Below are 26,279 nucleotides of genomic sequence, written 5' to 3'. Positions count from 1 at the left end.
TCAGATTATTAGCAGTGGCGGTCTTAGTCATGATTTGAATTTCGGTTGTTGTAGCTAATTCTTGGAATCTAAGCACTTTTCCAATACACCCTAGATCTCATAAATAGTTTTTTTTACTAAAATGATTTTTACAAAAAGGAGTAAACAAAATGATAATAAAAACTAATGTTGATCACCTAGAAGCAAATTATTCCGGAAAGGGTTTGGATAAGCAAACTGCGCAGAAGTACCAGGCTAGCCACGGGTACAATGCGATTCCGGAGACTAGTGAAAATCCGTTAGTTGGAATTTTGAAGGGGATGTGGGGGCCAACACCATGGTTGCTGGAGGCCGCAATGATTCTTGAGTTACTGTTAGGCAAGGGAACACAGGCATTTTTTGTTTTCGCACTATTGTTATTTTCGGCCGTTGATGGTGAAATTCAAGAACGGCGTGCCAAAAAGGCAGTGGGAACACTGCACCGCCAATTATCAGTTACAGCGAGGCTGCTACGAGATGGTGAATGGCAGTATCAGTCGGCTAAGTGGTTGGTGCCAGATGATATTGTCCGTGTTCACGCAGGCGATATCATTCCGGCCGACCTAGAGATTATCACTGGAACAGTGGAAGTAGATGAGGCCACGCTTACAAGCGAAAGTAAGGTGATTTTAAAAGACAAAGGCGCTGCACTCTACCCTGCCGCAACGGTTATTCATGGTGAAGCAATTGGCAAAGTAACGAAAATTGGTGCTAACAGTACTTATGGAAAGACTGCCGAATTGTCCAGAACTGAGGAGGCACCTGGCCGTCTTCAAAAACTGTTATTTAATATTGTTCGTTACCTTGCCTACGTTGATGTCGTTTTAGCAGTAATTTTAGTTATTGCGGCAGTATTTCGTGGGACGGCTTGGCAGGAATTACTGCCTTTCTTGGTTATTTTATTTATCGCAACTATTCCAATTTCAATGCCGTCTAGTTTCACCGTTGCGAATTCACTAGAGGCTAAAAATTTAACGCAAGAAAAAGTATTGGTAACTGGTTTAACTGGGATTCAGGAAGCAGCCAGTATGGATGTCTTACTAATCGATAAAACAGGTACGATTACTAATAATCAACCAAAGGTCGGCCAAATTAAGGTGTTTGGTCAATTTTCGGCCCAGCAAATACTTCAACTTGCTTTAACTGCAACCGACGAAACAGCAGCCGACACTGTTAGCGTGGCACTGGTTAAAGCGGCTGCCACCAATCATTTGTTACCCTTTAAACGAACTAAATTCACTGCCTTTGATCCGGCCACCAAAACAGCCAAGGCTAGTTTTGTAGATAATGGTCAAACTCAGGTGGTAATTCTAGGTTCGCCGAATATTGTTGCCGCAAGTGCGGTTTTGCAACCAAATTTGGAACAGGAAGTAACAGCCTTGGCTAGTCGCGGTACCCGAGTTCTTGCGGTTGCTTTACAAACGGCAAAACAAGCAGAGATCGTTGGGTTAATTGAGTTAGTTGATCAACCACGTGCTGATGCGATTACATCTATTAAAGCGGTTCAAGACCGTGGTGTGCGGGTTATGATGTTGACGGGTGATACATCTTATACTGCGCAAACGATTGCCGAACAGGTTGGAATTGGTTCCCAAATTGGCACGTTAGCAGATGCCAAATCCGATCCACTTTCATTTGATGGTTTTGCGGATGTCTACCCGCAGGATAAATTAGCAATCGTGAAAAAGTTACAAGAATTAGGCATGGTCGTTGGTATGACTGGTGATGGTGTTAATGATGCGCCGGCACTACAACGGGCAGATGTTGGGATTGCAGTTGCCAGTGCAACCGATATTGCCAAATCGGCCGCGAAAATTGTTTTAACGCGTTCAACGTTGGCCGATATTGTTAAAGTAATCGATGGGGGCCACCGAGTTTATCGCCGAATGATGACTTGGACAATCACTAAACTGTCGCGGACGGCGCAATTAGCGGCACTACTTACCCTAGGTTTTGTGTTTGCTGGTTTCTTCCCTGTATCGTTAAATTTAATTATTTTTATTGTTATCATGAATGATTGCGTTACTTTGACCTTAGGAACTGATCGTGCCTGGCCAACCAGTATTCCGGAACACTGGGACCTTGGTCAGTTAGGTAAGATTGCTAGTATTTTTGCCGTTTCTTGGGTTGTCGTCGGTTTGGTAATGTTTTGGTACTATTTAGAGGTGGCGCAATTAAGTAATGGCAAGATTAGTACATTAATGTTTATCTATTTAATTTATAGTGCCATGACAACGATTATTATGACTAGAACTCGTGACCATTTTTGGGAGTACGCCCCAAGTAAATCAGTTGGTTGGGTTGTTTTACTTGATATCGTTTTAGCAACCATTATGGCCATAACAGGTTTTGTCACGCCCCAAGTTAGCTGGTTATGGGTTTTGACAGTAATTGTAATCGTGATTTTTGCAACTTTAATCTTGGATTGGGTTAAAATGCAATACTATAAAAAAACGGGTATTTTAGGAACCGAACGGCAGAAATAGTAAAAGAAAGTGGGGGTGACTATGAAGTCGATTGCAATTTATTTGGTTCGACACGGTGAAACTTATTTTAATGTTTTTGGTTACTTTCAAGGCTGGAGCGATACGCCCTTAACGCCAAAAGGAATTCAACAAGTGACGAGGACTGGCCAGCAATTAAGTGGCCAAACGTTTGCTTTGGCCTTTTCCAGCGATGTTGGTCGTGCAATCCAAACTGGGCAAATTATTGCGCAACAGTTCCAGCAAAAGGCCCCAGTTATTACGCCACTCTTACGGGAACATTTTTATGGCTCCTTTGAAGGACAGGAGATCACACGTACGTGGCAAAAGATAGCACGCCAGCATCGTTGTCAAAATTATTCGGATTTAGTTCAAACTTATTCCATTGACCGGGCGCAGGATTTTTTAAGTCAAGCGGACCCAACCAATTTAGCAGAAAGCAGCCAACAATTCTGGCTACGTTTTAATCAAGGGCTAGAATTGATTTTTAAGCAGGCTGTGTCTGGGGCGCAGGTTTTGTTAATCTCACATAGTTCAGTAATTCGTGCCTTAGTTGCAAAGTATGCGCCAACTTTATTGACCCAACTAACACCAGCAAATGCGGCCGTAACAAAGTTGGTGTTAACTGGTGAAACAAAAATTCAGACGGTGCAAGTTAGCTACTATAATCGAGCAGTGGATTAATGTCCTTAGATATGAGGAGCATTATTAAAATGAAAAGAATCGCTAAAAGTTAGGACCATTAGGCTGGCTTTTAGCGATTTTTTTGACGTTCTTTCGTGTTCATTCTGAGGATTTATAGTGTACTTAGTTTGTATTTGGAAATTATTTGTCCCATTATTTTTGGGCCAATCCGAGGAGTGTTTGAGAAAGTAGATTTCTGTGGTGACCAAGGCGAACTTAGTCGAGAAAACACAGTCATGGACTTTATAACTATGTTTTTTGGCGACTTATGCCTTGTTGAATGGAACACCGGGTGGAGAATTAAGATTATTGCACATTTGACTAATTTATAGGATATGACACGTCGAATTCTGAAAAGTAAGGTCGCATTGTTTAGAAAGAAAATAATTATTTAAAATATAACTGTTTTAATTAAAGCTCAACATAAAACTAGTTTGGCGGCCAACTAAAATGGCATAATTTAAATAATGAATTTATCTTACGCTGTACTTAGTAATAGAGGTGAGTTTCAAAAACAACCGTTTTTTATAACGTAAGGGGGAAATACAATGGCGATCAATATTATTGCTGGAGAAATCTTAAAGCGGATGAACCTTAATCAGCTAATTTATAAAAATAAGTTATTTAATGCGGCACTGACTAATGGCATTACTAACGAGTTACCTGATGAGCAAATGGCGACTGCCCATTTATCAAAAGCCAGTCCTAAGCCAGTTGGAAAAAGTTACAGTTCAAAGGGGCGTTTCCCGGTTAAATACGATTTAGAGATTATTGTGGCCGCGTATAATGCTGAACCCTACATTGATGACTGTATTGGGTCGATTGTCAATCAAAAAACGGATTACTCCTTTTCAGTTACGATAGTTAATGATGGTTCGACCGATAACACGCTCCAATTTTTAAAAAAATATGAATCAATTTTAAACGTTAAGGTTATTGATCAGGCCAATCGAGGGTTTGCCGGTTCCCGCAACCGTGGATTGGACGCTACAGAAGGTCGCTATTTAATGCTGATCGATTCGGATGATAAATTAGCAGAAAATGCCGTTCAAAAGCTTTTAGAGGCCGCTTTTTCCACCGATTCTGATATTGTGGAAGGTAGCTATCTTCGGTTCCATAAGGATAATAATATTTTGACCCGTAACATTCATAACGATGGAGAAAATGTTGCTGCCCTAGAAAACCTGAACGGATTTCCGTGGGGTAAGGTAATTAAAAGTAACTTATTTGCGAATGTTAGATTTCCCAAAGACTATTGGTTTGACGACACGATTTTTCGTTATTTAATTTTCACCCGTTGTCAAAAGGCAACAACGATTAGCGACATCGTCTACTGGTACCGGCGTAATAAAAACGGTATTAGCCGGCAATCGCGCAAAAGTTCCAAGAGTATTGATACTTTCTGGGTTACTGAGCAAATGTTTGCTGATATGAAAACGCTAGGAATAGCCAAAAAACAGGAACTCTATGATGCAACGTTAAACCAAATTCAACTTAATTTCCGACGAACTAGCGACCTTCCAGTAGAAATACGTAAAAGTATTTTTGTCCTTTCTACTAAACTACTTAAACAAAATTTTCCGAATTTTAGAACTAAGAATTCTGCGTACCATGATTTAGAAAATGCGTTGTTAGAGCGAGATTATCAAAGTTACCATCTATTTTGTACCTTAGTTTAAAAAATTATCAGTTTAATTATGGAGAAGACTACTAGATTTAGTCCCACAATATTGTGGGACTAAATCTAGTAGTCTTCTTTTGCATCAGTACATGCAAGCAAACTAACAATTCGCTAAATTTCTAGCGAATTTTGCTGTTCTAGATGCTATTTAATTTCATACGTACTAGCTAAAAAAGGCCACTGGATTAACGTTTATAAGGTAATCTCTAATCAAAGTAGCATTTTTACCACTCTATTTAAATGAATAACTTATAGGTAAGATAGATTTATAGCTGACTGTTATCCGCTAAAAATAATAGTTTCTATAAGGTGTATATTTATTGTTTGGCTATATTTTTCCCACTATAATGAGTGAAACGCTAAATATAGGAAAAAATGAAAATCATTTATTCCTTAGTGAATCAGGAAGTTGTTAATCGCCAAAGCTTAACACTAATAAAAAAATTGATATTACTTAATTTTATGTGAAGGAAGGCCAAAAAAATGAGCAAAAAAATTTTAGTAACGGAATCTACAATGCCATCACTTACAGAATACATCGAGGAAATTACTGATTTGTGGCAAAGCAAATGGTTAACCAATGAAGGTGTAAAAGTTCAGAAGCTTACCAAACAACTTAAAAATTATTTGGAAGTAGACAGCCTTTCGTTGGTAACTAATGGTCACACGGCTTTAGAACTGGCCTTAGCAGCATTTGACCTACATGGTGGCGAAGTCATCACGACGCCGTTCACTTTTATTTCCACAACTAACGCAATCTGCCGGGCAGGACTGACACCAGTTTTTGCGAATATAGATCCCGAAACGTTTACGCTTGATCCCGCTAAAGTAGAGGCCTTGATTACACCTAGAACCAAGGCAATTTTGCCCGTTCACATTTACGGTAATGCTTGTGATGTTGAGGCGTTCGCCGATCTTGCTACTAAATATAACCTTAAATTAATTTATGATGGTGCCCATAGTTTTGGAACCAAATATTTTGGCAAGAGTCTTGGTCAGTTTGGCGATATTACAACCTACAGTTTTCACGCCACTAAATTGTTTAATACGATTGAAGGTGGTGCAATCGTTGCCAACGATGAGCAAATCCATAATCGACTCACACAATTAAAAAACTTTGGTTTAAAAAATGGTGAGCCAGTAGAAATTGGTTTAAATGGTAAAATGAATGAATTTTCCGCAGCAATGGGACTTTGTAATTTACGGCAAAACGACGCCATGATTGAGCAGCGTAAAATGCGGTATCAGTACTATTATGAACGATTACAGAATATCCCTGGGATTCAATTAAATCCGCAGCAGAATGGAATAGAAAGTAACGCCGCCTATTTCCCAGTTTTATTCCACGATACGTTTGGCTGTTGCCGGGAAACGATTATTGATCGTTTGATGAAACAAAATATTTTCCCACGTAAATATTTTTACCCATTAACAAGCGAATCACCTAGTATTCAAAATAATTATCCAATTCAGGCAACACCAATCGCACACGATTATGCACAGCGCGTTTTAACCTTACCACTTTACCCCAACCTTGAGTTTGAAATAATTGATCAGATTTGTCAGATCATTATCGATAGCGGCCAATTGGAAGCAAATGCTTCGTAAGGATGTGATGATATGGCACAACCAACTAGTTTACGGTTAAAGGCAATTAACGGCTTTTTATGGACTGGTGTAGAGCTATTAGGAAATCAAGGATTAAAGTTAGTCATTCAAATATTTCTGGCCCGCTTATTAATTCCAGCGGATTTTGGTGTTATTGGGATGATTAACATTTTTATCGCACTTTCTCAATCTCTAATCGATAGCGGGTTTCAAAATGCGTTGATTCGAGAGAAGAAAATCACAATGCGAGCCTGCACAACAGTGTTTGTTTTCAATATTCTCTGCGCAGCATTACTTTATGGGCTACTATTTGCCAGCGCACCACTAATTGCTGATTTTTATAAAACGGGGATTTTAGTACCGGTTATTCGAGTAGTTAGTAGCATCTTATTGATTAATTCATTAAGTCTAATTAGTCGTACCATCTTAGCACGGGAGTTAAATTTTAAAGTGCAAATGAAAATCACACTAACTGGATCCGTCGTTTCAGGTGGATTAGCTATCGGTCTAGCATTAGCGGGCTTTGGTGTTTGGAGTATTGTTTGGCAAATGGTTGTGACACAAATTTGGCAGACCATTGGATTTATGATCGCTGCAAAATGGTGGCCTAAATGGGAATTTGATTTTAAAGCATTAAAAAAAATGTACAGCTTTGGCTGGAAATTAACCGCCGCGGGATTAATTAACACAACCTATAATAACTTACTTTACGTTGTGATTGGTCGTTTCTTTTCAGTTACCACACTTGGTTACTTTACAAACGCTGAAAAAATTAGTCAGATGACGACTGATTCGACGACCGTAGCTATTCAAAAGGTGAGTTATCCGGCCTTGAGTAAAATTCAATCCGATAAGGTGGCCCTACACAATGGTTATCGCCGGGTGATTCTGCATACAATTTACTTTATTTTTCCACTGATGATCGGAATTGGTGCATTAAGTAAACCGATTTTAGTACTTGTTTTTGGACAACAGTGGGCACCAGCGGCTCCGTTCCTATTGCCGCTTTGTCTGGCAGGGATATTTTTCCCCTTACAGGCGATTAACTTAAATATATTACAGATATTTGGTCGTTCGGATCTTTTCTTACGATTAGAAGTGATTAAAAAAGGTGTCGGCCTGGGATTGTTTGGCCTAGTTTACCTCCTACAACTAAATATTATGGTACTAATTTGGTTGTTAGTTGTTCACGCACTGTTTTCTTTCGTACTTGACTCATTTTATTCTGGGCGCTTTGTGTCCTATACAACTTTTCAGCAAATTAAAGATAGTCTGGTAATTTTAGGATTAAGCGGCTTTATGGGAGTTAGTGTGGCGGGATTGCATTACTTCCTCGGGCAAATCACCTGGATTAATCTAATGATTGAAGTGACGTTTGGTGTAGGAATCTATCTAGTAGGTAGCCATTTACTACGCATCAATGAATTTAAATCTTATTTGGCCATTTTTGGCCGATTATTCCAAACAGGTTTTAAGGACCGTTTCATGAAGAAGGGAGCAATTAGCGATGACGAAGATAGTTGATAAAAATGGCCTTTTTAAGGTTATAAAACGTTGGTGGTGGTTAGTAATAGTCGTTACTGGTGTCGGAATTTTTGCCGGTTGGGCCGCAACTAATTATTTAATTAAACCCCAGTTTCAATCGGTCAGCGAGTTAGTTTTACGACCTAAAAAAAGTGCACCTCAAGATATGAGTGGTGAGCAAATTAACACGACTGTAGCCGGTTATCAAGATTTGGTAAAAAGTAATTTTGTACTTAATCCATCTAGACAACAATTACGTGAAAATGGAATTTCGGTTAATGCTAATTCGTTAGCTAATAATGTCAGTATTCAACACCAAGAAAATTCTAATTTATTTAGACTAATTGTTACTGCTGATACTGCGCGGAAGGCCCAGCAAATAAACCAAACACTTAGCAAAGTTTTTGCTAAAAGGGCAAATACACTTTCAGTTACATTACGGCCAATCAGAATCTCGCAGGCCCAATATAGTGGTGAATCGATTGCACCCAGCAGCTCATTTAATATGATGGTTGGTGGCCTAATTGGACTAATGATTAGTAGCCTGCTTCTGGTAGTAGTTGCTTGGCGGCGATCAAGTTAGTAGTGAAATCGGTAGTCGTTCAAGGTTAAGGAAGGAAGTTACGGTATGAAAAAGGCAGATGAGAAATATACGTCCTCAGTTTCTAAAAATATCGAAGCTATGACGACTAATAACCGTAAAGAATCGCAGGTTTATCAATTTAGTAAGCGGGGGCTAGACATTATTTTGGCAGGCGGCGGATTGGTTGTTGGCCTACCATTGATCTTAATTATCAGTGCTTTTAGCAAAATCAGCGACCCCAAAAGTCCCGTTTTCTTTTCACATGTCCGCCAGGGGAAGAATCAACGTGGTTTTAATGTTTATAAATTTCGCACAATGATTTGTAATGCCGAACAGACATTAAAGCAAGACGAAAAGTTATACGCCGAATTTATTCGTAATGGGCATAAGTTTCCTGAGGGCAAAGATCCGCGCATTACCCGCTTAGGTCGTTTTTTACGAAAAACAAGTTTGGATGAGCTACCTCAATTATTTAATGTTTTAAAAGGTGATATGAGTGTTGTTGGGCCACGGCCAATTACTTTTGAAGAGTTAAAACATTATGGGAATAAAACGGCGCTATTACTAGCAGTTCGGCCTGGTTTGACCGGTTACTGGCAAGTTAATGGTCGTAGCGATGTTCAGTATCCAGAGCGTTGTGAATTAGAGTTATTTTATGTCCGTCATCGCAGTATGCCGTTTGATCTTAAAATTATTGGCCAAACTGCCTTAACGGTTGTGACGAGGAAAGGAGCGCATTGATATGGACGAAAAGAAGAAATTATTACTTATTGCCGAAACAATGAGCGGCGGTGTTCGAAGGCATTTGGTGGATCTTATTCAGGCCCTGGACCAAAATGTTTTTGACATTACTTTATTTTATGGAACGCGCCGAGTTGATGCGGCCTTTACGAAAGTAAAATCTCAACTGGAGTCTGTTGCAACGCTAATTCCCTGTGAGGCGCTTGGTCGTGATATTGATTTGTATCAAGATGGGGTTGCTTTTTACCAATTATTAAAAGTAATTCGAAAATTACGACCAGATATTGTTCACTGTCATTCTTCTAAGGCAGGAATTTTGGGCCGTTTAGCGGCCAAGACTTGCCGGGTAGACAAAGTCTTCTATACACCACATGCATTTTCATTTCTTGCTCCAGAATTTAGTAAGCAGAAAAGATTTGTTTTTATCCAAATTGAACGCTTTTTAAGCAGAGCCGCAACAACTCGAATTTTTGCCGTCTCTAACGGAGAACGCACACGAGCGGTGTTGGCTAAGATTGATCATCAAAAAAAATTCAAGGTTATCTATAATGGATTACCCAAAAGCGAACAACGATACCGCGGCTATATCCGGCGTGAATTGAATATCCCTGCTGATGCAATCGTGATTGGAAACAATTCGCGCTTGTGTGAACAAAAAGATCCCTTCACTTTTGTCAAAATTGCAGAGAAAATCACGCAAAAATATCCTCAAATTCATTTTGTTTATGTGGGGGATGGTCCCTTGTTCAAGGAAGTTTCGGACTACGTAGCTAAAAATAATTTAGGTGGTCAAGTACATCTAATGGGCTACCGGGCGGATAGTGAACGTTTGGTTACGGGTTATGATTATTTTCTATTACCTTCCCTTTATGAAGGTTTACCATACGCACCGTTAGAGGCATTGCGCGCCCATATTCCTGTTATTGCTTCACGAGTTGTTGGCAATACCGAAGTTGTTCAAGAAGGCGTTAACGGCTACCTATTCGATGCAACGGACATTAAACAAGCAGTTTTGATGGTAGAAAAAGCAATCCAACAGGAATTATGCAAGGAAACAATTCAAAAGGATTTTCAAAAGCGCTTTTCTTTAGAACAGATGGTTGCTCAAATTTCCGAAGCCTATGGGACCTAATTATTAAGACGGAGGTGCGTTATGCAGACCATTGAATTACTTTATTTTGTTGATACACTAGCGCTTGGCGGTATTCAATCGTTGTTAAAAGAGTATATTGACCATTTTCCAAAAGGACAAATCAATGGCACTATCTTGACCCTTGATGAAGATCCACCAAGTCCACTAGAAATAGAACTCCAAAAAAAGATAACTATTCAACGCTTGGTGGGGGTAAAACTTAAAACGCCCCTAGATTTTTTGAAATTTGAAACTAAGCTTAAGCAATATTTTAAACAACATTCGAATTTTGATATTGTTCACGCCCATGCTTCGAGCAAAAGTTTTCAATTGTTACGCCAGGCAAAAATAGCTGGAATACCAGTTAGAATTATTCATTCACATAGTACAGAATTTACAAGTCAGAATTTTGCCAAACGTGCTGTGGGCAATCTTTTGAAACAGCCTGTCAAACAGGCCGCAAACACATATTTTGCCTGTTCACAGCTTGCAGGTAGTTGGTTGTTTGGTGATAAAAGCTCATTTGAAGTTATTCCTAACGCTATTTCATTAAAGGCATTTCAATTTTCACCGGCTACGCGTAAACATGAACGGGCCAAGCATCAGTTAACTGGGAAAAAAGTTTTTGCTCACTTTGGCCGCTTTACTGCTTCTAAAAATCACCGGCAGTTGTTGACCTTGTTTGCAGCATTTTGCCAAAAGGAAGCCAACGCACACTTACTACTTGTGGGAAATGGTGAATTAATGGCCCAAGTAAGAGAGCAAGTACAGCAGTTAGAGCTGCAATCTAAGGTTTCCTTTCTAGGTTACCGAACGGATGTGGCCGAACTATTGCAGGCCTGCGATGTCGTTTTGCTACCGTCGTTTTACGAAGGGTTACCAATTATTTTATTAGAGGCCCAGGCTGCAGGGGTTCCCTGTGTTGTTTCCGATAGAGTAACGACCGAAGTTTCACTAGCCCCAAACTATGAGGCTATTTCATTAGATGCACCGACTGTTGCCTGGACCCAAGCAATGCGGCGTGCATTAACTCAGCCATTAATTCAGCGAAAAAGTGGGCTTAATTACGTTCGCGCCGCTGGCTATGATATTAATGAAGCTGCTCCCCAAATGTTGCAACTTTACCGGCAATTGATAACTGAAAATAATTCCTAAATAAAGAAGGTGAATGTATGTTAATTAGTGTGATTGTCCCATTTTTTAATGCCAGACAATATGTTCAAGGTTTTGTACGGGATATGGCCGCGCAGACGTATCAAAATTATGAATTAATTTTGATTGATGATGGCTCGACTGATGGTAGCCAAAAGCACCTTTTAAAGTTATTGCAACGAAAAGAAATACCAACTAAAATGTTGCAACAGTCACAAAATCAGGGTGTCTCTGCCGCAAGAAACCTAGGCTTAGAGCATGCCCAGGGCGATTACGTTATCTTCAGTGACATTGATGATCACCTACGTTCTAATTACTTAGCGCGATTAAGTGAAACGGCAATGAAAACCCAACAAGATTTGGTCGGCTGTTGTGCTTTAAAAGTAAACCAAAAAGGTCAGTCAGAAAAAATTGGTCAGGCCGCAGAATATGCCACGCAAAAGGCACTTTTAACTGCATTCTTAGATGATCAGTTACCAATTAATCTGTGGACTAAGTTAATCAAACGTAAAGTTGCTAAACAAGTTAGATTTTTAGAAGATATCAAAATTAACGAAGATAAGCTATATCTTTATCAAATCTGCCGGTTAATTACAAAAGCAACTTTCATAGATGATATTTTATATGAATATCATTCTAATCAGGGCTTTAATTCACGAAATCCGAATGAGAATTTTAACCCAATCGTATTTGATATCGGTCGTGTCTCCCGCCTAATTTATTCAGATAGTCCCCACTACGCGCAAGAGCTGGCAAACAAACATTTTTATAGAAGTCAAATGATTCTCTTACGTTCATTAATACGCGCAAAAGATGGGCCAACTAATTTTTCTACGCAATTACACGAGCTACATCAAGAGCTCACGCAAAGTACCTACCGCAAACTTGAATTGGCAAGAATAGAACGAATTGAGGGCTGGCTATTTAATCACTTATGGTCCTTATATCAGATAATCATTAGATCGGGTGTGCGTGCCTATGGCTAAAATTAAAGGTAACATCATTTCTATACTGGCTTTTCTTATCGGCTTATTTGCTTGTTGTGACTCAATTTATTTCTTACTAGTTGGGATTACGCCTATTCTTTGGGTATATGTTTTTAGTTTCTTATTATTATTTTACCTTTGTATTAGTGATCGAAAGCGACTCATTTCTGGGTTTAAACGCGTCAGTGGTTGGTATTGGCTCTTTCTAGCTTCTTGTTTTCTTTCAATCATACCAACGGCAATCACCTTTGTTTATAAACCAGTTGTTTTTAAAAGCTTTTTTACCTGTCAATTTATGTTAATCTTGGCAACCTTCGTCTACTTAGCAGTTTTATGTCTACCCGATCGCTTAAGCATCGTGTATAAGGGCGTTTGGTTTGGCATTATCGCCAATGTTATTATGGCAGTTTTACAGTACATTGGTTTTACTACCAGCCGCTTTATAACACTTTATAACCTATTTCCACAGAAAGATTACTACGTTTCACTGCCATGGAACGCACAATTGAGAGAAATTACGGATATTAATTTCTTAACAACGTACCGTGCTTCGGGGCTTTACTTGGAAACGTCCTACTACGCAGTCTTTTTAATTGCTGCATTGTTAGTTGCGTTATATTTTCAAAAGATGGGCTTCTTCCATTGGCTTATACTCCTTCTATTATTTAGCTTTTTGATTATTTCTTCATCGGCAAATACTGCTTTACTGATTATTTTATTCATTGCCTTTCTGATTATTCAACGTAAATATATTATTCAGTCGTTAACGTATAGCAGTTTATCGCTTTTGATTATTGGGGGGACAGCAATATTTGGTCTTTTATTTATAAATTTTGCGAGTATTATTGATTTCTTCCAATCAAATCACGTAATGACTTCATTAATTGAGTCAGTAAGAACAATGAATTTGCAGGATCAAGGTAATCAGGAACGTTATCAAAATATGATGACTGTCCTGGGCCTGTATCAGAAAAATTGGTTTGGTGTTGGCTTTAACATGTTACCTAGTTATATCGAACAAACAATTGGGTCACAATTACGGTATAACACCGCCTTTAATTGGTTTATTAATCTGTTATTAGAAGTTGGTCCGTTGGGTGTCAGTCTTTATTGCTTAATGATATTTAGTTGGATTAGAAAAAATTTGCTGGCCGGCCGGTTAGGCTTACTAATTAGTATCAGCCTAATTGGGGTTACTGCAGTACAGTTTGCCAATGGGGTTAAACTTTTCCCAATTTTCCTAATCTTATTTGGTGCCGCAACCTTGAATGCTGAAACTGCTAAGTCCACTCAAAAGAAATTGAAGTCAACGTCTGACAAAGGTGAGTACTTGCTGCCACAGACTTTAGGATACTAGGGAACGAACCAAAAGGAGTGGAATAAAAGTCGGTTTGAAGTTCACGTTCTAGAGCAATGTTTGAAAACAATAAGCAGTTTTATCCCAGCCTCTGCAATTAAGAGTTGTTATTGGCCACACTAATGGCGATCAGATTAGAATAGATTGAGACAGAACCAGGGGCTCAAAGCACATCACTAATTCAAGTTGTGTTCTCGGCCAGGACGTGCTAAACTAATTTTAATTTAAAACGAAGGGATGTTGATGGGATTGAAGAATACAAGTTGTCGCTAATTGAAATTCGGCCGGTGCAGGGAACTATTCCTGAAGGCTATTTTCGGTGCAACTTGGACTCACTTTGATCACAATAACATCAAGTTTAGGTACTAGAGAGTGTTTGAAAAAGCAGATTCCTGCGGTTGCCATGTTTCAACTTGGCGCCTTTCGCCGTAGTTGAATGGATAACGGATGAAGCATCAAGATTATTAGCGTACTTGGCTAATAATCCTCAATTGCGGAATAGTAGCTACAACAGCCAAATCACCTTTTTCAAAGGTAATTCGTCTGTTTAGGCTGCGATTCGGACTTGGGTTCATCCTAGTCCGATCGACAACGTCAGTAATCCTCGGAATCTAAACGCTTGTCCCAACACTCTCCCAGGACATAATTTGTTAGTTGATCAAAGGACACAGCACTGTGTCCTTTTTTGTGTACCAGAAAATGGGTTTTAGCCGGTCATCACAAGATAACGGGGTGATCAGATATGGGAACAATTCAAATTCAAAATTTAAATTTTCACTATCCAGATATGGCAACAGCAATTTTTAAAAATACAACTTTAAAACTAGATGCCAGCTGGAAACTAGGCCTAATTGGACGTAATGGACGAGGAAAAACGACTTTATTACGCCTATTGTTAGGCCAACTAGCTTATGATGGTCAAATTATAACGGATCAAGTCTTTACCTATTTTCCACAAAAAGTCATTGATACTAGCTTGCCTTTTATGACAATTTTACAAACCGATGGTCAAATTGATCTCGGCGAGGAATGGCAAGTTGAGCGCGAATGTGAATTATTGGCTGCTGATCCAGAAATACTTTACCGCCCGTACCGGACGTTAAGTCCAGGCGAGCAGACCAAAGTTGGACTGGCCGCGTTATTTGCGGATAATACACATTTCCAACTGATTGACGAGCCAACTAATCACTTAGACCAATCTGGTCGGGAGATTGTTGCCAAATATCTTCAAAAGAAACGGGGGTTTATTGTCGTTAGTCATGATCGATTATTTCTAAACCAAGTGATCGACCATACTTTGGCAATTGAACGTGCTCAAATAACCGTTCAACAGGGTAACTACAGTACTTGGCAACAGGCCAAAAAAGAGCAGGAGCAGTTTGAACAACGAACAGAACATAAATTGCGCCACGACATTAAACGTTTGGAACAAACGGCTGCGCAAAAAAAGCAGTGGTCTAAACAGGCCGAACGCGGTAAGTATGTTAGTCATAAAAGTGAGGAGCACGCTAACCTTGATCGTGGTTTTGTGGGCCACCGTGCGGCCAAAGTAATGAAGCGATCACTGGCAATTCAGAAGCGGTCCACTGCAGCCGTCAAGGCCAAAAAGCAATTATTGCAAAACGTTGAGGAAACAGATGAATTGCCACTTAACTACCAGCTTGGACGAACTAAGCAGGCATTATTGACTATTGAACAGTTAGTTGTTAAGCAGCAACAACCATTAAATCAACCGTTGGCTTTCAGTATTTCGCCAGGTGAACGTTTAGTTTTGTCCGGTGCTAATGGAACTGGGAAATCAACTATTCTTAAGGCCATTTTAGGTGAGCAGCGATTAATTGCTAGTGGAAATGTTAATTTGGCGACTAGTCATTACTCATATTTGGCCCAAAAATTTTCTGAACTAACTGGTAGCTTATCTGAATTTGCCGCAGAAAAGCAAGTTGATTTAACGCAGTTATTAACGGTTCTGCGAAAATTAGGTTTTGAACGACAATTATTTAGTAAACGAATTGAGCAATTCAGTATGGGGCAGAAGCGTAAAGTGGCACTGGCCCGCTCGCTGTGTGAACCGGCAGAACTTTACATTTGGGATGAACCGCTAAATTACTTAGACGTTTTAACGCGGGAGCAGATTCAACAATTGGTTTTAGATTACCAGCCAGCAATGTTACTGGTCGATCATGACCGAATGTTCACTGCGGCTGTTGCCACACAAAAAATCGAACTGAAAAGTATAAATTGAGTAAATAAAAATAGTAGGCGGCTGGGACAAAAGTCCTGACTGCCTACTATTTTTGGGCATTACTCTAGAACGTGCGCCAAAAGTCTGGGCTCACGTGCCTAACTACAGCTAATTTAATAACCGTATTATGGTTATTAAATTAGCTTACGTTACGCAGTGAACCCAAAACCGACTTTTGCTCCACTCCCTAGCCATTTTTAGTGGATTAGAAAGTTAAACGATTATTACCATTACCTAGGCCAAGGTCAACCTCAGTCGAGTGAATGTGGATTTCATAGACAGCTAATTGATCGCCAATTAGGTTAAGTACCTTATCAAAACCGGGAATTTGTTTAAGGAAAGTTTCGCGCATTTCGGCCAAAGTTCGTTTTGATGCAATCCCCGTCGCATCGTTGGTTGCTACGTGAGCGTTACCGGAGTCAGGAATCGTTGAAAAGGCGATTTTTTTACTACTTAAAAACTCCTGAACACCTTGTGAATCGTGAACTGAAGCAAAATAGACAACTGCGGGTGTTTCTTTTTCCCAAACAAAATTTACAATTCTTAGATTAGGAATATTTTCCAAACTAGTGGCGTACGCTAATTTGTTGGCACCAAGCATTACTTTTTCTAAATCAGTCATTGTTAGATCCTCCCTAAAATTCAGCTAATTTCACCTTTATAATACCAGTTTTTTGGCTAAAACAGCATTACTTTGGCCAAATTAGTTCTTCATTTGCGCGTCTAGTCGGTCCACGGCAGTTGTTGGGCCAACGACTGACAATTCGTCATTTAGCTGAACCAGTGCGTCGCCCGCGGGTGAAACAGTTACTTTATTGCCGTGTTGAATGGCAATAACCGTTAGTCCAAATTGTTGGTGAAAGTTAATCGCCTGAAGTGTTTTACCGGTAAACTTAGGATTCGTAATTTTAATTTCTGCCATCGTTACATCATCATTTAGTGCCAAATAATTTAGAATATTTGGGGATAGCAAGTGATGAGCTACACGCTCGCCCATGTCACGTTCAGGGTGAACAACATGATCGGCACCAATTCGGGTCAAAACACGAGCGTGGGTATTATTTTCTGCCTTGGCGGTGATGTCAGGAACACCTAATTCCTTAACAATTAACGTCACTAGAATATTTGCCTGAATATTTTTACCGATCGATACGATGACGTGATCAAAATTACCAATTCCAAGTGATTTTAAAGTTTCTTCATCCTGACCATCGGCAACAACAACCTGAGTTGCAATATTTGCCAGACTATTCACGCGTTCTTCATTAATGTCAATTGCCAAAACATCTTGGTGCTCTTGGGCCAACACACGGCAAATGCTGGTACCAAAACGACCTAGGCCGATGACAGCAAAATTTTGTTTCATAAGGCTGGTCCTTTCTGGAAAATATTTTTGATACACACTTAAGTTAGGTAATTAGTGGTCATTTTTATAGCAGTCGACCAATGATTATTACCACATCCTAAAAGGTTCTAACCGATAAGAATATTTTCGGTAGGGTAGCGGTAACCTTTTTTTGTGCGGTTCGTGTTTAGGGCAGTGAACATCACGGTGTAAATTCCAACACGGCCTAGAAACATTAACAACATGATAATCAGCTTGCCAATTACGCTTAGGTGAGGTGTTAAACCAAGTGACATGCCGGTGGTACTAAAGGCCGAAACCACCTCAAACGTGACGTACTCTAACCCGTAGCGTGCCGGCGTTGCTTCCGTTGCCGTTAAAATCATGATAGCAGTGACGACAAGCGCTATGCTGGCAAAAACCAACATGAGTGCGCGCAGAATATTTTGGTCACTGAAACGGCGTTTGCTAAATTCGACATCGTGGTGGCCACGTAAAACTGCCCAACTCTGTAAAGTTAACAAACCGAACGTGGTTGTCTTGATTCCGCCGGCCGTTGAGCCAGAGGTCCCACCAATAAACATGAGAACGATCGTCAGGACAATTCCGGCAATTGAAAGTTGGTGGTAAGGCAGTGTTGTTAGGCCGGCCGTTCGTGGCGTTACCGCTAGAAAGAAGGTGTTAATCAAACGATTAAACGGGCTAACGTTAGGCGTCAATACAGCCAAATTATTTTCAGTCAAACTAAAAATAAGCGTGCCACCAACTAACAAAATGGCACTGGTGCTCAAAGCCAACTTAGTATGTAAGGACAGTCGTTTCCGTTTTCGGAGCAGAAGTAGATCCCGCCAGACTAGAAAACCCAGTCCACCAGCAATGATTAACGCACTAATCACTAAAAGTAAATAGGGATCATTTTGGTAGCTTTCTAAACTATTGCCAAATAAATCGAAACCGGCATTACAAAAAGCCATGATTGATTGAAAGACGCTGATAAATAATCCGCGGCCTAATCCATAGCGCGGGTAAAAATCGATAAATAATAGACCAGCACCAATGCTTTGGATAAGTGCGGATAGACCAATGACGTACTTCATAACACTACTAACATCTGAGAGATTTTCGAAGTTAAGTGATTCTTTGACCAGTAGCCGTGTTGTTAGATCGACATGGCGGCGGAACAGGATAAATGGCAGAACTGTAAATGACATGAAGCCCAGTCCACCAATTTCAACGAGCAGCATAATAATGCTTTGACCAAAGACCGACCAGTGCGCCGCTGTATTAACGGTGGTCAGTCCAGTGATACAAATGGCCGAAGTTGCAGTGAATAGTGCATCTATAAACGAAGTTGCGTGGCCATTGCGCGTGGCCATTGGTAATGATAGAAGCAAGCCACCTAGAATGATCAAAATAAAGAAACCAAAAGTTAATATTCTAGGCAGTGGTATCCGATGTTTGAAACCAGGCAGTTCCACTAGCTTACCCCCTTATTGTTAATGCCTTCATTATGCCATATTTGAGTGACAGTCACAAAAAGAGGCCAATAGGCAGTAAGTACATTTACTTTTTCAAGCTATGGTTGAAGACAAAAAAAACCTTCTAATTAGGGTTAGAAGGTTTGATTTAGAGGTAGCTATAGTTAGGGCTATAGCTGCTTATCATTAAATTAGGAGTTTTTAGGGTAGATTGATAAGGTAGGAAAGTACCTCATCTCTATGTAATTAGCATACTAATGGTTTTTGAAGAAAGCATGAAGACCTGGTAATCATTTTATGAAATAAATACTATTATTAGTATTTTTCAAGTACGCTTTAGTTCTGATTTTATAAAAATAAAATTGACAAGCGATCAATTTTGCGCGATAGTTTTATATTGTTAATGGCATATACGATATAGCCCATTAACAAGAATCAAAAGTGGCATTAAATTCTTCAGAAGGTCATATTTTTCGTGCTATCTGGTAATAAGATTTTGTACCAAGCACAGAATAGACCTTAAACTATTTAGGAGGTTGCTAGGGAGATGCAAACCATCAAGAATCATTCACGCCAGTTGCTACTCGTCGGGCTCATTATTATTATTCCGCTATTATTATTATTTATTGCGTTAAATTTTGTTGCCTACGAACAACGAACGAACACTAGCCGCATTAATGTGGCAGTTGTTAATCAAGACCAAAATGCCAAATTCCAGGGAAAGACGGTGGCATTGGGAACAGGTGTTGAAAAGGCATTACGGCATAATCATCAGGTCACGTGGCATTTTGTTTCCAAACAAACGGCCAACGAAAAATTAAAAGATGGTAGCTATTTGATGAAGTTAACGTTACCAACTAATTTTTCTAAAAACGCAACGACTGTTTTAAACAAGCGGCCAAAGGTCAGTCAAATTAAGGTTGATCTATCCGATCACAATAATTTTGCTTCACATTTGATTACTGATACGGTGGCCCAGAAGCTACGGTCACAAGTTGTTGCCAATGTGCAACGTGCTTACGATCAAGCAATGCTGAGTTCAATTAACCAGTTAGGACAGGGCGTTGAGCAGGCTCACAATGGGACCAAAAAATTAAAGAAGGGTACCGGCCAGCTTGTTAGTGGAAATAAGCAGATCGCTAGTAATTTGGATATATTAGCGGATAAGATGGTCACCTTTAAGGCGGGTGAAGCGAAATATACCGCTGGGGTTGATCAGCTAGCGGCCGGCGTTAAACAATTACAATCGGCCAGCAAACCCTTAGCCAGTGGTGTGTTCCAATTGTATACAGGTAGTACACAATTAAGCGCTGGTTTGAACCAATTACAGACCAAAACGCAACCTTTGGCCAGTGGTGTCTCACAGTTGGCCAGTGGTGGCAATCAATTAAATAGTGGTGTTACTGCTTATACAAATGGCGCTAGTCAAATTGCGACTGCCAATCAACAATTGGCCAGTGGTAGCCAGCAACTAGCAACGGGCAATCAGCAAGTTGCAACTGGGCTTAATCAGCTGCAAACAAAAATTCAACCGCTAGCTAGTGCTGTTTTTCAATTATATGATGGCAGTCAGCAAGTAAATAGTGGCGTTACTGCTTATACAAACGGTGCTAGTCAGGTGGCAACGGGTAATCAGCAGCTAGCAACTGGTTTAACTCAGTTACAATTGGCCAGTCAACCATTATCTAACGCAGTCTTTCAGTTAAATGATGGCGGTAGTAGCTTAAGCACCGGGGTTACAGCCTACACATTAGTTGCTAACAAATTGAATTCAGGCCTAGGTCAACTAACGAGTTCCAGCGCAACTTTAAATAGTGGTGGTCAACAAATCAATGGTGGTGTTAGTCAGCTAGTTCAAGGTAGCGGTCAATTACAGCAATCATTAACCCAGGCCGCACAGGAAATTGATGATCAAGTGAATACTAGCCAGCCAGATATTCAAAAGTTAAACGCCGGCTTTGATCAACTAAGTAAAGGAATTGATCAGCTTAGTGCCGGTATCAGTGGGCCAGTAACTTCAATTGATAGTGGTAAAATAACGACCGATTTAAACACGGTCAGTACAGCAGCGACAACTAGTGGTACTGCTGCAACCGCCGCTGGTAGTAATTTAAGTGACCTTAGTGCCAAAGTTTTTGCTAATAATCAAAGCTCGGCGAGTGGTCAATTGGCGACTGCTACAACCAGTTTGAATGATACCAAGGCCGCTGTAGCGAGTTTAGCCGCGGACGCTACACTCAAACAGAATCCTGATTTAGTTAAACAAGTGAGTGCCATTCAGGCTAAATTAGATACCAGTACTACTTCTGTCGCTGCTGCAGGCAGTCAGCTACAAAGTGCTGGTGGTGACGCAACGGCCTTACAAGCCAATTTAGGCAAAGTAGGGACAGCATTAGGTACTGTCAAACCTGCATTAGAAGATACTCAAACGCAGTTACAACAATTAAACGCGTTACAGCCTAAGTTAACGGCCTTGAAGAACGGTATTAATCAATTGGCCGATCAACAAACTGGCGCGCCAGCAGTGATTAGTGGTGCTAAAACGGCTATTAGTCAGCTTCAAGCAGGATTAGTTAAAGTTAGTTCTGGTTTAAAACAACAAGGTAATACGGCAACGACAATGGGTGCCATTCAAGCAACCGAACAATTACACACTGGCCTGCAACAGGTAGCCAGCGGATTAAACGGTGGCAATGGCCAAGTTGGGTTACTGCCAGGAATTCAGGCCTACACAAATGGTGTGGACACAGCTGCAGCAGGTAGCAAACAGTTGGTTGCTCAAAATGATAAATTAACTGGTGGTGCTACTGCATTAGCGGGTGGTTTAAATCAATTAAATGGGCAAGTGCCAAGCTTAACGGGCGGCATTACCCAATTGTCTGCAGGGGCCAATAAGGCCGCAACTGGCAGTCAGCAATTGGTTGCTCAAAATGATAAATTAACTAGTGGAACACAGCAGTTGGCTAGTGGTTTAGGCCAATTGAACGGTCAAGTTCCAAGCCTAGCAAATGGCGTTAACCAACTAGCTACTGGGGCCAATCAAACCGTTACTGGGGCCAATCAGTTAGCTAACGGTGCTAGTAAAGTCAACACTGGTAGTCAGCAGTTAGTCGCCCAAAATGGGCAATTAGTTAGTGGAACACAGCAATTGGCCAGTGGTTTAGGTCAATTAAATGGTCAAGTACCAACTTTAATTAGTGGTGTTAATCAGTTGGCTGGTGGTTCTAATCAGTTGACAACTGGCTTGAATCAGTTAAATAGTCAAGTGCCAACACTAATTAGTGGGATCAATCAGTTAAATTCAGGTGGTAAACAATTAACAAGTAACAGTAGTACGTTAAATGATGGTACCAGTCAATTGGCTGATGGCGCACAACAATTGGCCACTGGGGATCGTAAGGTTGATTCCGGCATTAGCAAAGTGGATAACGGAATGGGCACGCTCAATAAAAAATTGGCTGCCGGCAGCGCCCAAGTCAGTAATTTAAATACTGAACCGGCTAACGTTAATCATTTTGTCACGCCAGTTTCAAACAAGGTTCAGGCTGATAATTTGGCCAAACCATTAATGAATGTTTTGGCGCCATTAGTTGTATTGATGGTTTCATTTGTAGGTGCCATTTTAATCGAATTAGGTTTTAATCGTTATAGTTCACGTTGGCGCGCACAATCGCGGCGGCAAAAGGCATTGTTATTAGGTAGTGTATTAGGGCTATCAGCACTTTTGATGACCATCGTTATCATGTTAATGGGCATTACAGTTGCACATCCAGTCAGCTTATTCGGCTTCTTATTGTTGGGTGGCGGAATATTCACACTGATTGTCTTTGCTTTTGATCGCTGGTGGGGAACGCTAGGAGTTCTTGCAACCTTAGCCTTGCTTTTCGTTCAATTAATTGTCTCAGGTGGTCTGTTGCCTAATGCGATGTTATCAACCGTTTACCGCGGAATAAGCCTGATTTTACCAGGTACGTACTTGTTAAATGGTTTGAATTACGCAATGAACGGATTGGCAACTAGCCCAATCGCAAGTCTCATAGCTCTACTTGTATTCGCGGTTATTTTCAGTTTACCTTTATTAAAGGCCAAAAGAATTTCCAAGCAAGCAGCATAGTATGCTATTATGGAGGTATAAAATCGCTAATAAGGGGTGTGTCAAATGGCAAAAGAAAATAATGATTTACTAGAGAAATACATTAATGTTTATTTGACTTCCTTTAAGTACGTTGGCGATCTGGTTTCTGAACCGACCAAACGTTATCATTTATCCTTTGAACAATTTTTGATCATGCGTGATATTGATAACGGCCAGCAGATGGGTATGTCAGAAATTGCGGCCAAGCGGGGTGTGACTCGCGCTGCAATTTCCCGGCAGATTCGCGTCATGCTGGAACAAAATTACATCGTACAAGAACGCGATATAAATGATCGGCGCCGCCTATACCTTCTTTTAACAACTAAGGGCCAAGAAGTTACTGAAAGGATTAACCAGGCCATTCATAAACGGTTTTACGCCTGGGTTGATTTATTAGGTGAAGATGAGGCTAACGATTTATTACGGATTATGCAAGATGTTAGTAAGAAGATCATTAGCAGAGATAAAGCAACAAAAGAATAGTGATTTTGAATTTAGCTGAGCCAAAAGGTAATTAGATGTTGTAATTACCTTTTGACTCATTTTTGTTGCCAACTAATGAAAGAGCTTACCTTTCAGGAAAAATACTCATCTTTTATTACAAATAACGTGGACTAATCTCAAAATTTAAAAAAAACGGTGCGTTTTGTGTACGTGAAGGTAATTCGTTGTAGAATTCACTTGCTTAATTAGTGTAATCTAGAGAGTGTTTGAAAAAGCGGTTAGATTATGGCGTATAGCCTACTACTCCGCAATGCAGGAGGAATAGCAGCAAAGAACGCTAATATTCTTTGCTGCTATGAACGTTGTCCATTCTTGTGGCGAAAATTAGGGAGCACAGTTATAAAGTCCATAACTGTGTTTCCTCGACTAAGCCCGTCTCAGTCACCGCAAGAAACATGGCAGCCAGGCGAAAAAGAGTCGCGCGGCGGATCGTTCGACCGGCGTAGCTATCCGTAATAATCTGCTTTTTTAGACACGTTTCCGTCAACTTAGTCAGGAAAATACTAACGAGCGTATTTTCCAAATACGATCTAGAGTCATTGGAGGTGGCATAAATGAAAAAATGGTTATGGGGTCTGCTTGCTGGGATATTACTTCTATTAGTGGGAGCCAGCGGAATTATGTGGTATCAACAAAGGCAGCAAGCTGAAAGAACGGTACGTCAGTTTACCAGCCACTTTAATAAACAAGATTTTGTCGGGATGGTGAATTACATCGATAAGCGGCAGTTAAAGGGGATGGATTACCATTATACGACGAAAAAAGTTGTTCAAAGGAGTGTCAACGTTTTTGGGCAAATTAGTGCCAAACAAATGAACGTTAAAAATTTAAAATTAAAACGCGAAACTAAGCAGCGTTATCAATTTAGTTATGAACTACATTTAGTAACGGCGCTAGGACCGCTTACTGTTCGTAATTATCGTGGTGAAGTGGTTAAGCGGCAGGGAAAATGGCGGGTTATTTGGACACCTGCGCTACTTTTCCCGAAAATGTCTGGCACTGAAACAATTGATGTTGTTTGGGATCAAGGCCACCGCGGAAAAATTTTGGATCGGAAAGGCCGGCCATTGGCAGAAGACGGCCAGTTAATGCAGGCAGGAATGGTTCCACAAAAAATAACTGAGCAAAATTTAACTAAGATTAGCCAAACGTTTGCCGTTTCTAAGAAAACGTTACAACAAAATTTAAAACAATCTTGGGTTCAGCCGGATAGTTTTGTTCCCGTGAAGACGTTAGCCGAGGGTGCTGCACAACCACAATTGGCGGGTATTACTTACCGAGCAGTTGCTGCGCGAAAATACCCTAGCAAAGAAGCCAGCGCTCAATTAGTGGGCTACGTTGGCCAAGTAACGGCGGAAGATTTAAAGAAACACCCAACCTTACAAAGTGGCGATCAAATTGGGAAGACAGGTTTAGAACGAACTTACAATCAACGGTTGAGTGGTCATGATGGTGGTCGAATCGCTATTTATGATGACGATCAGTTAGTGCGGGTCATTCAAAAGAAACAAAAAAAGAATGGGCATAATCTAAACTTAACAATTGATCGAACGCAGCAAGAAAAAGCCTACCAGAGTTTAGCGGGGCAACCTGGTGCTGTGGTAACAATGGCTCCGAAAACGGGACAACTGACAACCTTGGTTAGTAGCCCAAGTTATGATCCAAATTTGTTTGCTAATGGTATAACGCAAAAAGATTATCAGAAATACCTTGATAATTCCAATAATCCATTTCTGGCTCGTTATTTAACCCGCTATGCGCCTGGTTCGACCTTTAAGGCTGTAACTGCAGGAATTGCGCTTGATAACGGGACCATCACTACCAATACGACCCGGAAAATAAGTGGTTTAAAGTGGCAGCCAAATCATAGCTGGGGAAATTATCAAATTACACGGGTTACAAATACACCAGAGGAAAACATGGCCCAGGCCCTGATTAATTCGGATAATATTTGGTTCGCTCAAACCACTTTGGCAATGGGCCAATCCGCCTTTTATAAAGGCCTGAAACCATTTATTTTTGGTAAAAAGTTGGCCATACCACTAACAATGCCAACTGCACAGGTTGCCAATCAACAACATTTGTCGGCCCAATTATTGGCCGATTCCGGCTACGGTCAAGGCCAGTTACTGATGACACCAATTCAGCAGGCGGTAACCTATAGTGTTTTCGCCAACCAAGGACGTATTCAATTACCAACTTTGCTGAGCAAACAGTCGGCGAAAAAAGGGCAACAAGTAATTAAACCGCAAAATACTGCGGCGGTAGTTCAAGCATTAGAACAAGTGGTCAGTGATCCGGCTGGCACGGCGCATGATTTACAAATTGATGGTCACCAAATGGCGGCAAAAACCGGAACGGCCGAATTAAAGCAGCAACAGGATATTCAAGGTAAACAAAATGGTTTTGTCTTTGCCTTTGATCCTGAGCAGGGCCGTTACTTAACGGTGGCAATGATGGAAGGCAAAGGCAGTGAGCCAGTTGTTCAAATGATTAAACCCTATTTAGAAGATTTCTATTAATGAATGTTGCGAAAAACGATCTGTTTTTTATAGCCGTTTAAATACTTAGCCGGCCAAGTAAATCTTTAAAGTTTTCTGGCTAATTAGGTTGTTAGCAGTTT

Annotated in this window: 18 protein-coding genes; 15 read left to right on the top strand and 3 right to left on the bottom strand. The window is 40.4% G+C overall.

Going from position 1 to position 26,279, the window contains the following annotated elements; genetic code table 11:
* The first annotated feature begins 149 nt into the window (after nt 1–149).
* The 12 genes from EKM98_RS04150 to abc-f all read left to right on the top strand — a co-directional run bounded on the left by EKM98_RS04150 (nt 150) and on the right by abc-f (nt 16,194).
* Nucleotides 150–2,504 (top strand): HAD-IC family P-type ATPase, encoded by a 2,355-nt coding sequence (locus tag EKM98_RS04150; protein ID WP_125980759.1) that lies wholly within the window; start codon nt 150–152, stop codon nt 2,502–2,504.
* Between the two features lie 21 nt (nt 2,505–2,525).
* Nucleotides 2,526–3,185, top strand: a complete 660-nt coding sequence (locus EKM98_RS04145; RefSeq protein WP_125980757.1) for a histidine phosphatase family protein — start codon at nt 2,526–2,528, stop codon at nt 3,183–3,185.
* A 548-nt stretch (nt 3,186–3,733) separates the two neighbouring features.
* On the top strand, nt 3,734–4,864 hold the full coding sequence (locus EKM98_RS04140; protein WP_125980755.1) for a glycosyltransferase family 2 protein: 1,131 nt from the start codon (nt 3,734–3,736) through the stop codon (nt 4,862–4,864).
* 485 nt (nt 4,865–5,349) lie between these two features.
* The gene (locus tag EKM98_RS04135) at nt 5,350–6,474 is read left to right on the top strand and encodes a DegT/DnrJ/EryC1/StrS family aminotransferase (RefSeq protein ID WP_125980753.1); all 1,125 of its coding nucleotides are present in this window, start codon (nt 5,350–5,352) and stop codon (nt 6,472–6,474) included.
* A 12-nt stretch (nt 6,475–6,486) separates the two neighbouring features.
* Nucleotides 6,487–7,998 carry a lipopolysaccharide biosynthesis protein gene (locus EKM98_RS04130; protein WP_068225818.1) on the top strand — a complete coding sequence of 504 codons (1,512 nt, stop codon included), beginning with the start codon at nt 6,487–6,489 and terminating at the stop codon, nt 7,996–7,998.
* Nucleotides 7,982–8,581 carry a YveK family protein gene (locus EKM98_RS04125; RefSeq protein ID WP_068225819.1) on the top strand — a complete coding sequence of 200 codons (600 nt, stop codon included), beginning with the start codon at nt 7,982–7,984 and terminating at the stop codon, nt 8,579–8,581. Before EKM98_RS04130 ends, EKM98_RS04125 begins: the two co-directional genes overlap by 17 nt.
* A gap of 45 nt (nt 8,582–8,626) precedes the next feature.
* Nucleotides 8,627–9,322, top strand: coding sequence for a sugar transferase (locus EKM98_RS04120; RefSeq protein ID WP_125980751.1), 696 nt, complete (start codon nt 8,627–8,629; stop codon nt 9,320–9,322).
* A 1-nt stretch (nt 9,323) separates the two neighbouring features.
* A complete protein-coding gene (locus tag EKM98_RS04115) occupies nt 9,324–10,454 on the top strand; it encodes a glycosyltransferase (protein ID WP_125980749.1) in 1,131 nt (376 codons plus the stop codon).
* A gap of 21 nt (nt 10,455–10,475) precedes the next feature.
* On the top strand, nt 10,476–11,609 hold the full coding sequence (locus EKM98_RS04110) for a glycosyltransferase (protein WP_125980747.1): 1,134 nt from the start codon (nt 10,476–10,478) through the stop codon (nt 11,607–11,609).
* A gap of 17 nt (nt 11,610–11,626) precedes the next feature.
* On the top strand, nt 11,627–12,592 hold the full coding sequence (locus EKM98_RS04105) for a glycosyltransferase family 2 protein (RefSeq protein WP_125980745.1): 966 nt from the start codon (nt 11,627–11,629) through the stop codon (nt 12,590–12,592).
* A complete protein-coding gene (locus EKM98_RS04100; protein WP_125980743.1) occupies nt 12,585–13,949 on the top strand; it encodes a hypothetical protein in 1,365 nt (454 codons plus the stop codon). Before EKM98_RS04105 ends, EKM98_RS04100 begins: the two co-directional genes overlap by 8 nt.
* A 742-nt stretch (nt 13,950–14,691) precedes the next feature.
* Nucleotides 14,692–16,194, top strand: coding sequence for a ribosomal protection-like ABC-F family protein (abc-f, locus tag EKM98_RS04095; protein ID WP_125980741.1), 1,503 nt, complete (start codon nt 14,692–14,694; stop codon nt 16,192–16,194).
* A gap of 205 nt (nt 16,195–16,399) precedes the next feature.
* Here abc-f and EKM98_RS04090 read toward each other — a convergent pair whose 3' ends face one another.
* From EKM98_RS04090 to EKM98_RS04080, 3 genes are all read right to left on the bottom strand, one after another.
* The gene (locus EKM98_RS04090; RefSeq protein ID WP_125980739.1) at nt 16,400–16,816 is read right to left on the bottom strand and encodes a hypothetical protein; all 417 of its coding nucleotides are present in this window, start codon (nt 16,814–16,816) and stop codon (nt 16,400–16,402) included.
* Nucleotides 16,817–16,897: 81 nt separating this feature from the next.
* Nucleotides 16,898–17,560, bottom strand: a complete 663-nt coding sequence (locus tag EKM98_RS04085; protein ID WP_068279345.1) for a potassium channel family protein — start codon at nt 17,558–17,560, stop codon at nt 16,898–16,900.
* Between the two features lie 107 nt (nt 17,561–17,667).
* The gene (locus EKM98_RS04080) at nt 17,668–19,017 is read right to left on the bottom strand and encodes a TrkH family potassium uptake protein (RefSeq protein ID WP_068279342.1); all 1,350 of its coding nucleotides are present in this window, start codon (nt 19,015–19,017) and stop codon (nt 17,668–17,670) included.
* Nucleotides 19,018–19,564: 547 nt separating this feature from the next.
* On the opposite strand from EKM98_RS04080, the gene EKM98_RS04075 reads away from it, so the two are divergent.
* The 3 genes from EKM98_RS04075 (at nt 19,565) to pbp4 (ending at nt 26,178) form a co-directional block, all read left to right on the top strand.
* Nucleotides 19,565–23,131, top strand: a complete 3,567-nt coding sequence (locus EKM98_RS04075; protein WP_125980737.1) for a YhgE/Pip family protein — start codon at nt 19,565–19,567, stop codon at nt 23,129–23,131.
* Between the two features lie 45 nt (nt 23,132–23,176).
* Nucleotides 23,177–23,635 carry a MarR family winged helix-turn-helix transcriptional regulator gene (locus EKM98_RS04070; protein WP_068279337.1) on the top strand — a complete coding sequence of 153 codons (459 nt, stop codon included), beginning with the start codon at nt 23,177–23,179 and terminating at the stop codon, nt 23,633–23,635.
* 575 nt (nt 23,636–24,210) lie between these two features.
* Entirely contained in the window at nt 24,211–26,178 is a 1,968-nt protein-coding gene (gene pbp4, locus EKM98_RS04065) for a penicillin-binding protein PBP4(5) (protein ID WP_125980735.1), read from the top strand.
* The last annotated feature ends 101 nt before the right edge of the window (nt 26,179–26,279 follow it).

Source organism: Loigolactobacillus iwatensis (assembly GCF_003950295.1).
GTDB lineage: Bacteria > Bacillota > Bacilli > Lactobacillales > Lactobacillaceae > Loigolactobacillus > Loigolactobacillus iwatensis.
This window is presented reverse-complemented; position numbering and strand designations above follow the sequence as displayed.

What these genes read in the sequence shown, in the direction of transcription:
- EKM98_RS04150 (WP_125980759.1), top strand. Translation starts at nt 150, where the DNA reads ATGATAATAAAAACTAATGTTGATCACCTAGAAGCAAATTATTCCGGA.
- EKM98_RS04145 (WP_125980757.1), top strand. Translation starts at nt 2,526, where the DNA reads ATGAAGTCGATTGCAATTTATTTGGTTCGACACGGTGAAACTTATTTT.
- EKM98_RS04140 (WP_125980755.1), top strand. Translation starts at nt 3,734, where the DNA reads ATGGCGATCAATATTATTGCTGGAGAAATCTTAAAGCGGATGAACCTT.
- EKM98_RS04135 (WP_125980753.1), top strand. Translation starts at nt 5,350, where the DNA reads ATGAGCAAAAAAATTTTAGTAACGGAATCTACAATGCCATCACTTACA.
- EKM98_RS04130 (WP_068225818.1), top strand. Translation starts at nt 6,487, where the DNA reads ATGGCACAACCAACTAGTTTACGGTTAAAGGCAATTAACGGCTTTTTA.
- EKM98_RS04125 (WP_068225819.1), top strand. Translation starts at nt 7,982, where the DNA reads ATGACGAAGATAGTTGATAAAAATGGCCTTTTTAAGGTTATAAAACGT.
- EKM98_RS04120 (WP_125980751.1), top strand. Translation starts at nt 8,627, where the DNA reads ATGAAAAAGGCAGATGAGAAATATACGTCCTCAGTTTCTAAAAATATC.
- EKM98_RS04115 (WP_125980749.1), top strand. Translation starts at nt 9,324, where the DNA reads ATGGACGAAAAGAAGAAATTATTACTTATTGCCGAAACAATGAGCGGC.
- EKM98_RS04110 (WP_125980747.1), top strand. Translation starts at nt 10,476, where the DNA reads ATGCAGACCATTGAATTACTTTATTTTGTTGATACACTAGCGCTTGGC.
- EKM98_RS04105 (WP_125980745.1), top strand. Translation starts at nt 11,627, where the DNA reads ATGTTAATTAGTGTGATTGTCCCATTTTTTAATGCCAGACAATATGTT.
- EKM98_RS04100 (WP_125980743.1), top strand. Translation starts at nt 12,585, where the DNA reads ATGGCTAAAATTAAAGGTAACATCATTTCTATACTGGCTTTTCTTATC.
- abc-f (WP_125980741.1), top strand. Translation starts at nt 14,692, where the DNA reads ATGGGAACAATTCAAATTCAAAATTTAAATTTTCACTATCCAGATATG.
- EKM98_RS04090 (WP_125980739.1), bottom strand. Translation starts at nt 16,816, where the DNA reads ATGACTGATTTAGAAAAAGTAATGCTTGGTGCCAACAAATTAGCGTAC.
- EKM98_RS04085 (WP_068279345.1), bottom strand. Translation starts at nt 17,560, where the DNA reads ATGAAACAAAATTTTGCTGTCATCGGCCTAGGTCGTTTTGGTACCAGC.
- EKM98_RS04075 (WP_125980737.1), top strand. Translation starts at nt 19,565, where the DNA reads ATGCAAACCATCAAGAATCATTCACGCCAGTTGCTACTCGTCGGGCTC.
- EKM98_RS04070 (WP_068279337.1), top strand. Translation starts at nt 23,177, where the DNA reads ATGGCAAAAGAAAATAATGATTTACTAGAGAAATACATTAATGTTTAT.
- pbp4 (WP_125980735.1), top strand. Translation starts at nt 24,211, where the DNA reads ATGAAAAAATGGTTATGGGGTCTGCTTGCTGGGATATTACTTCTATTA.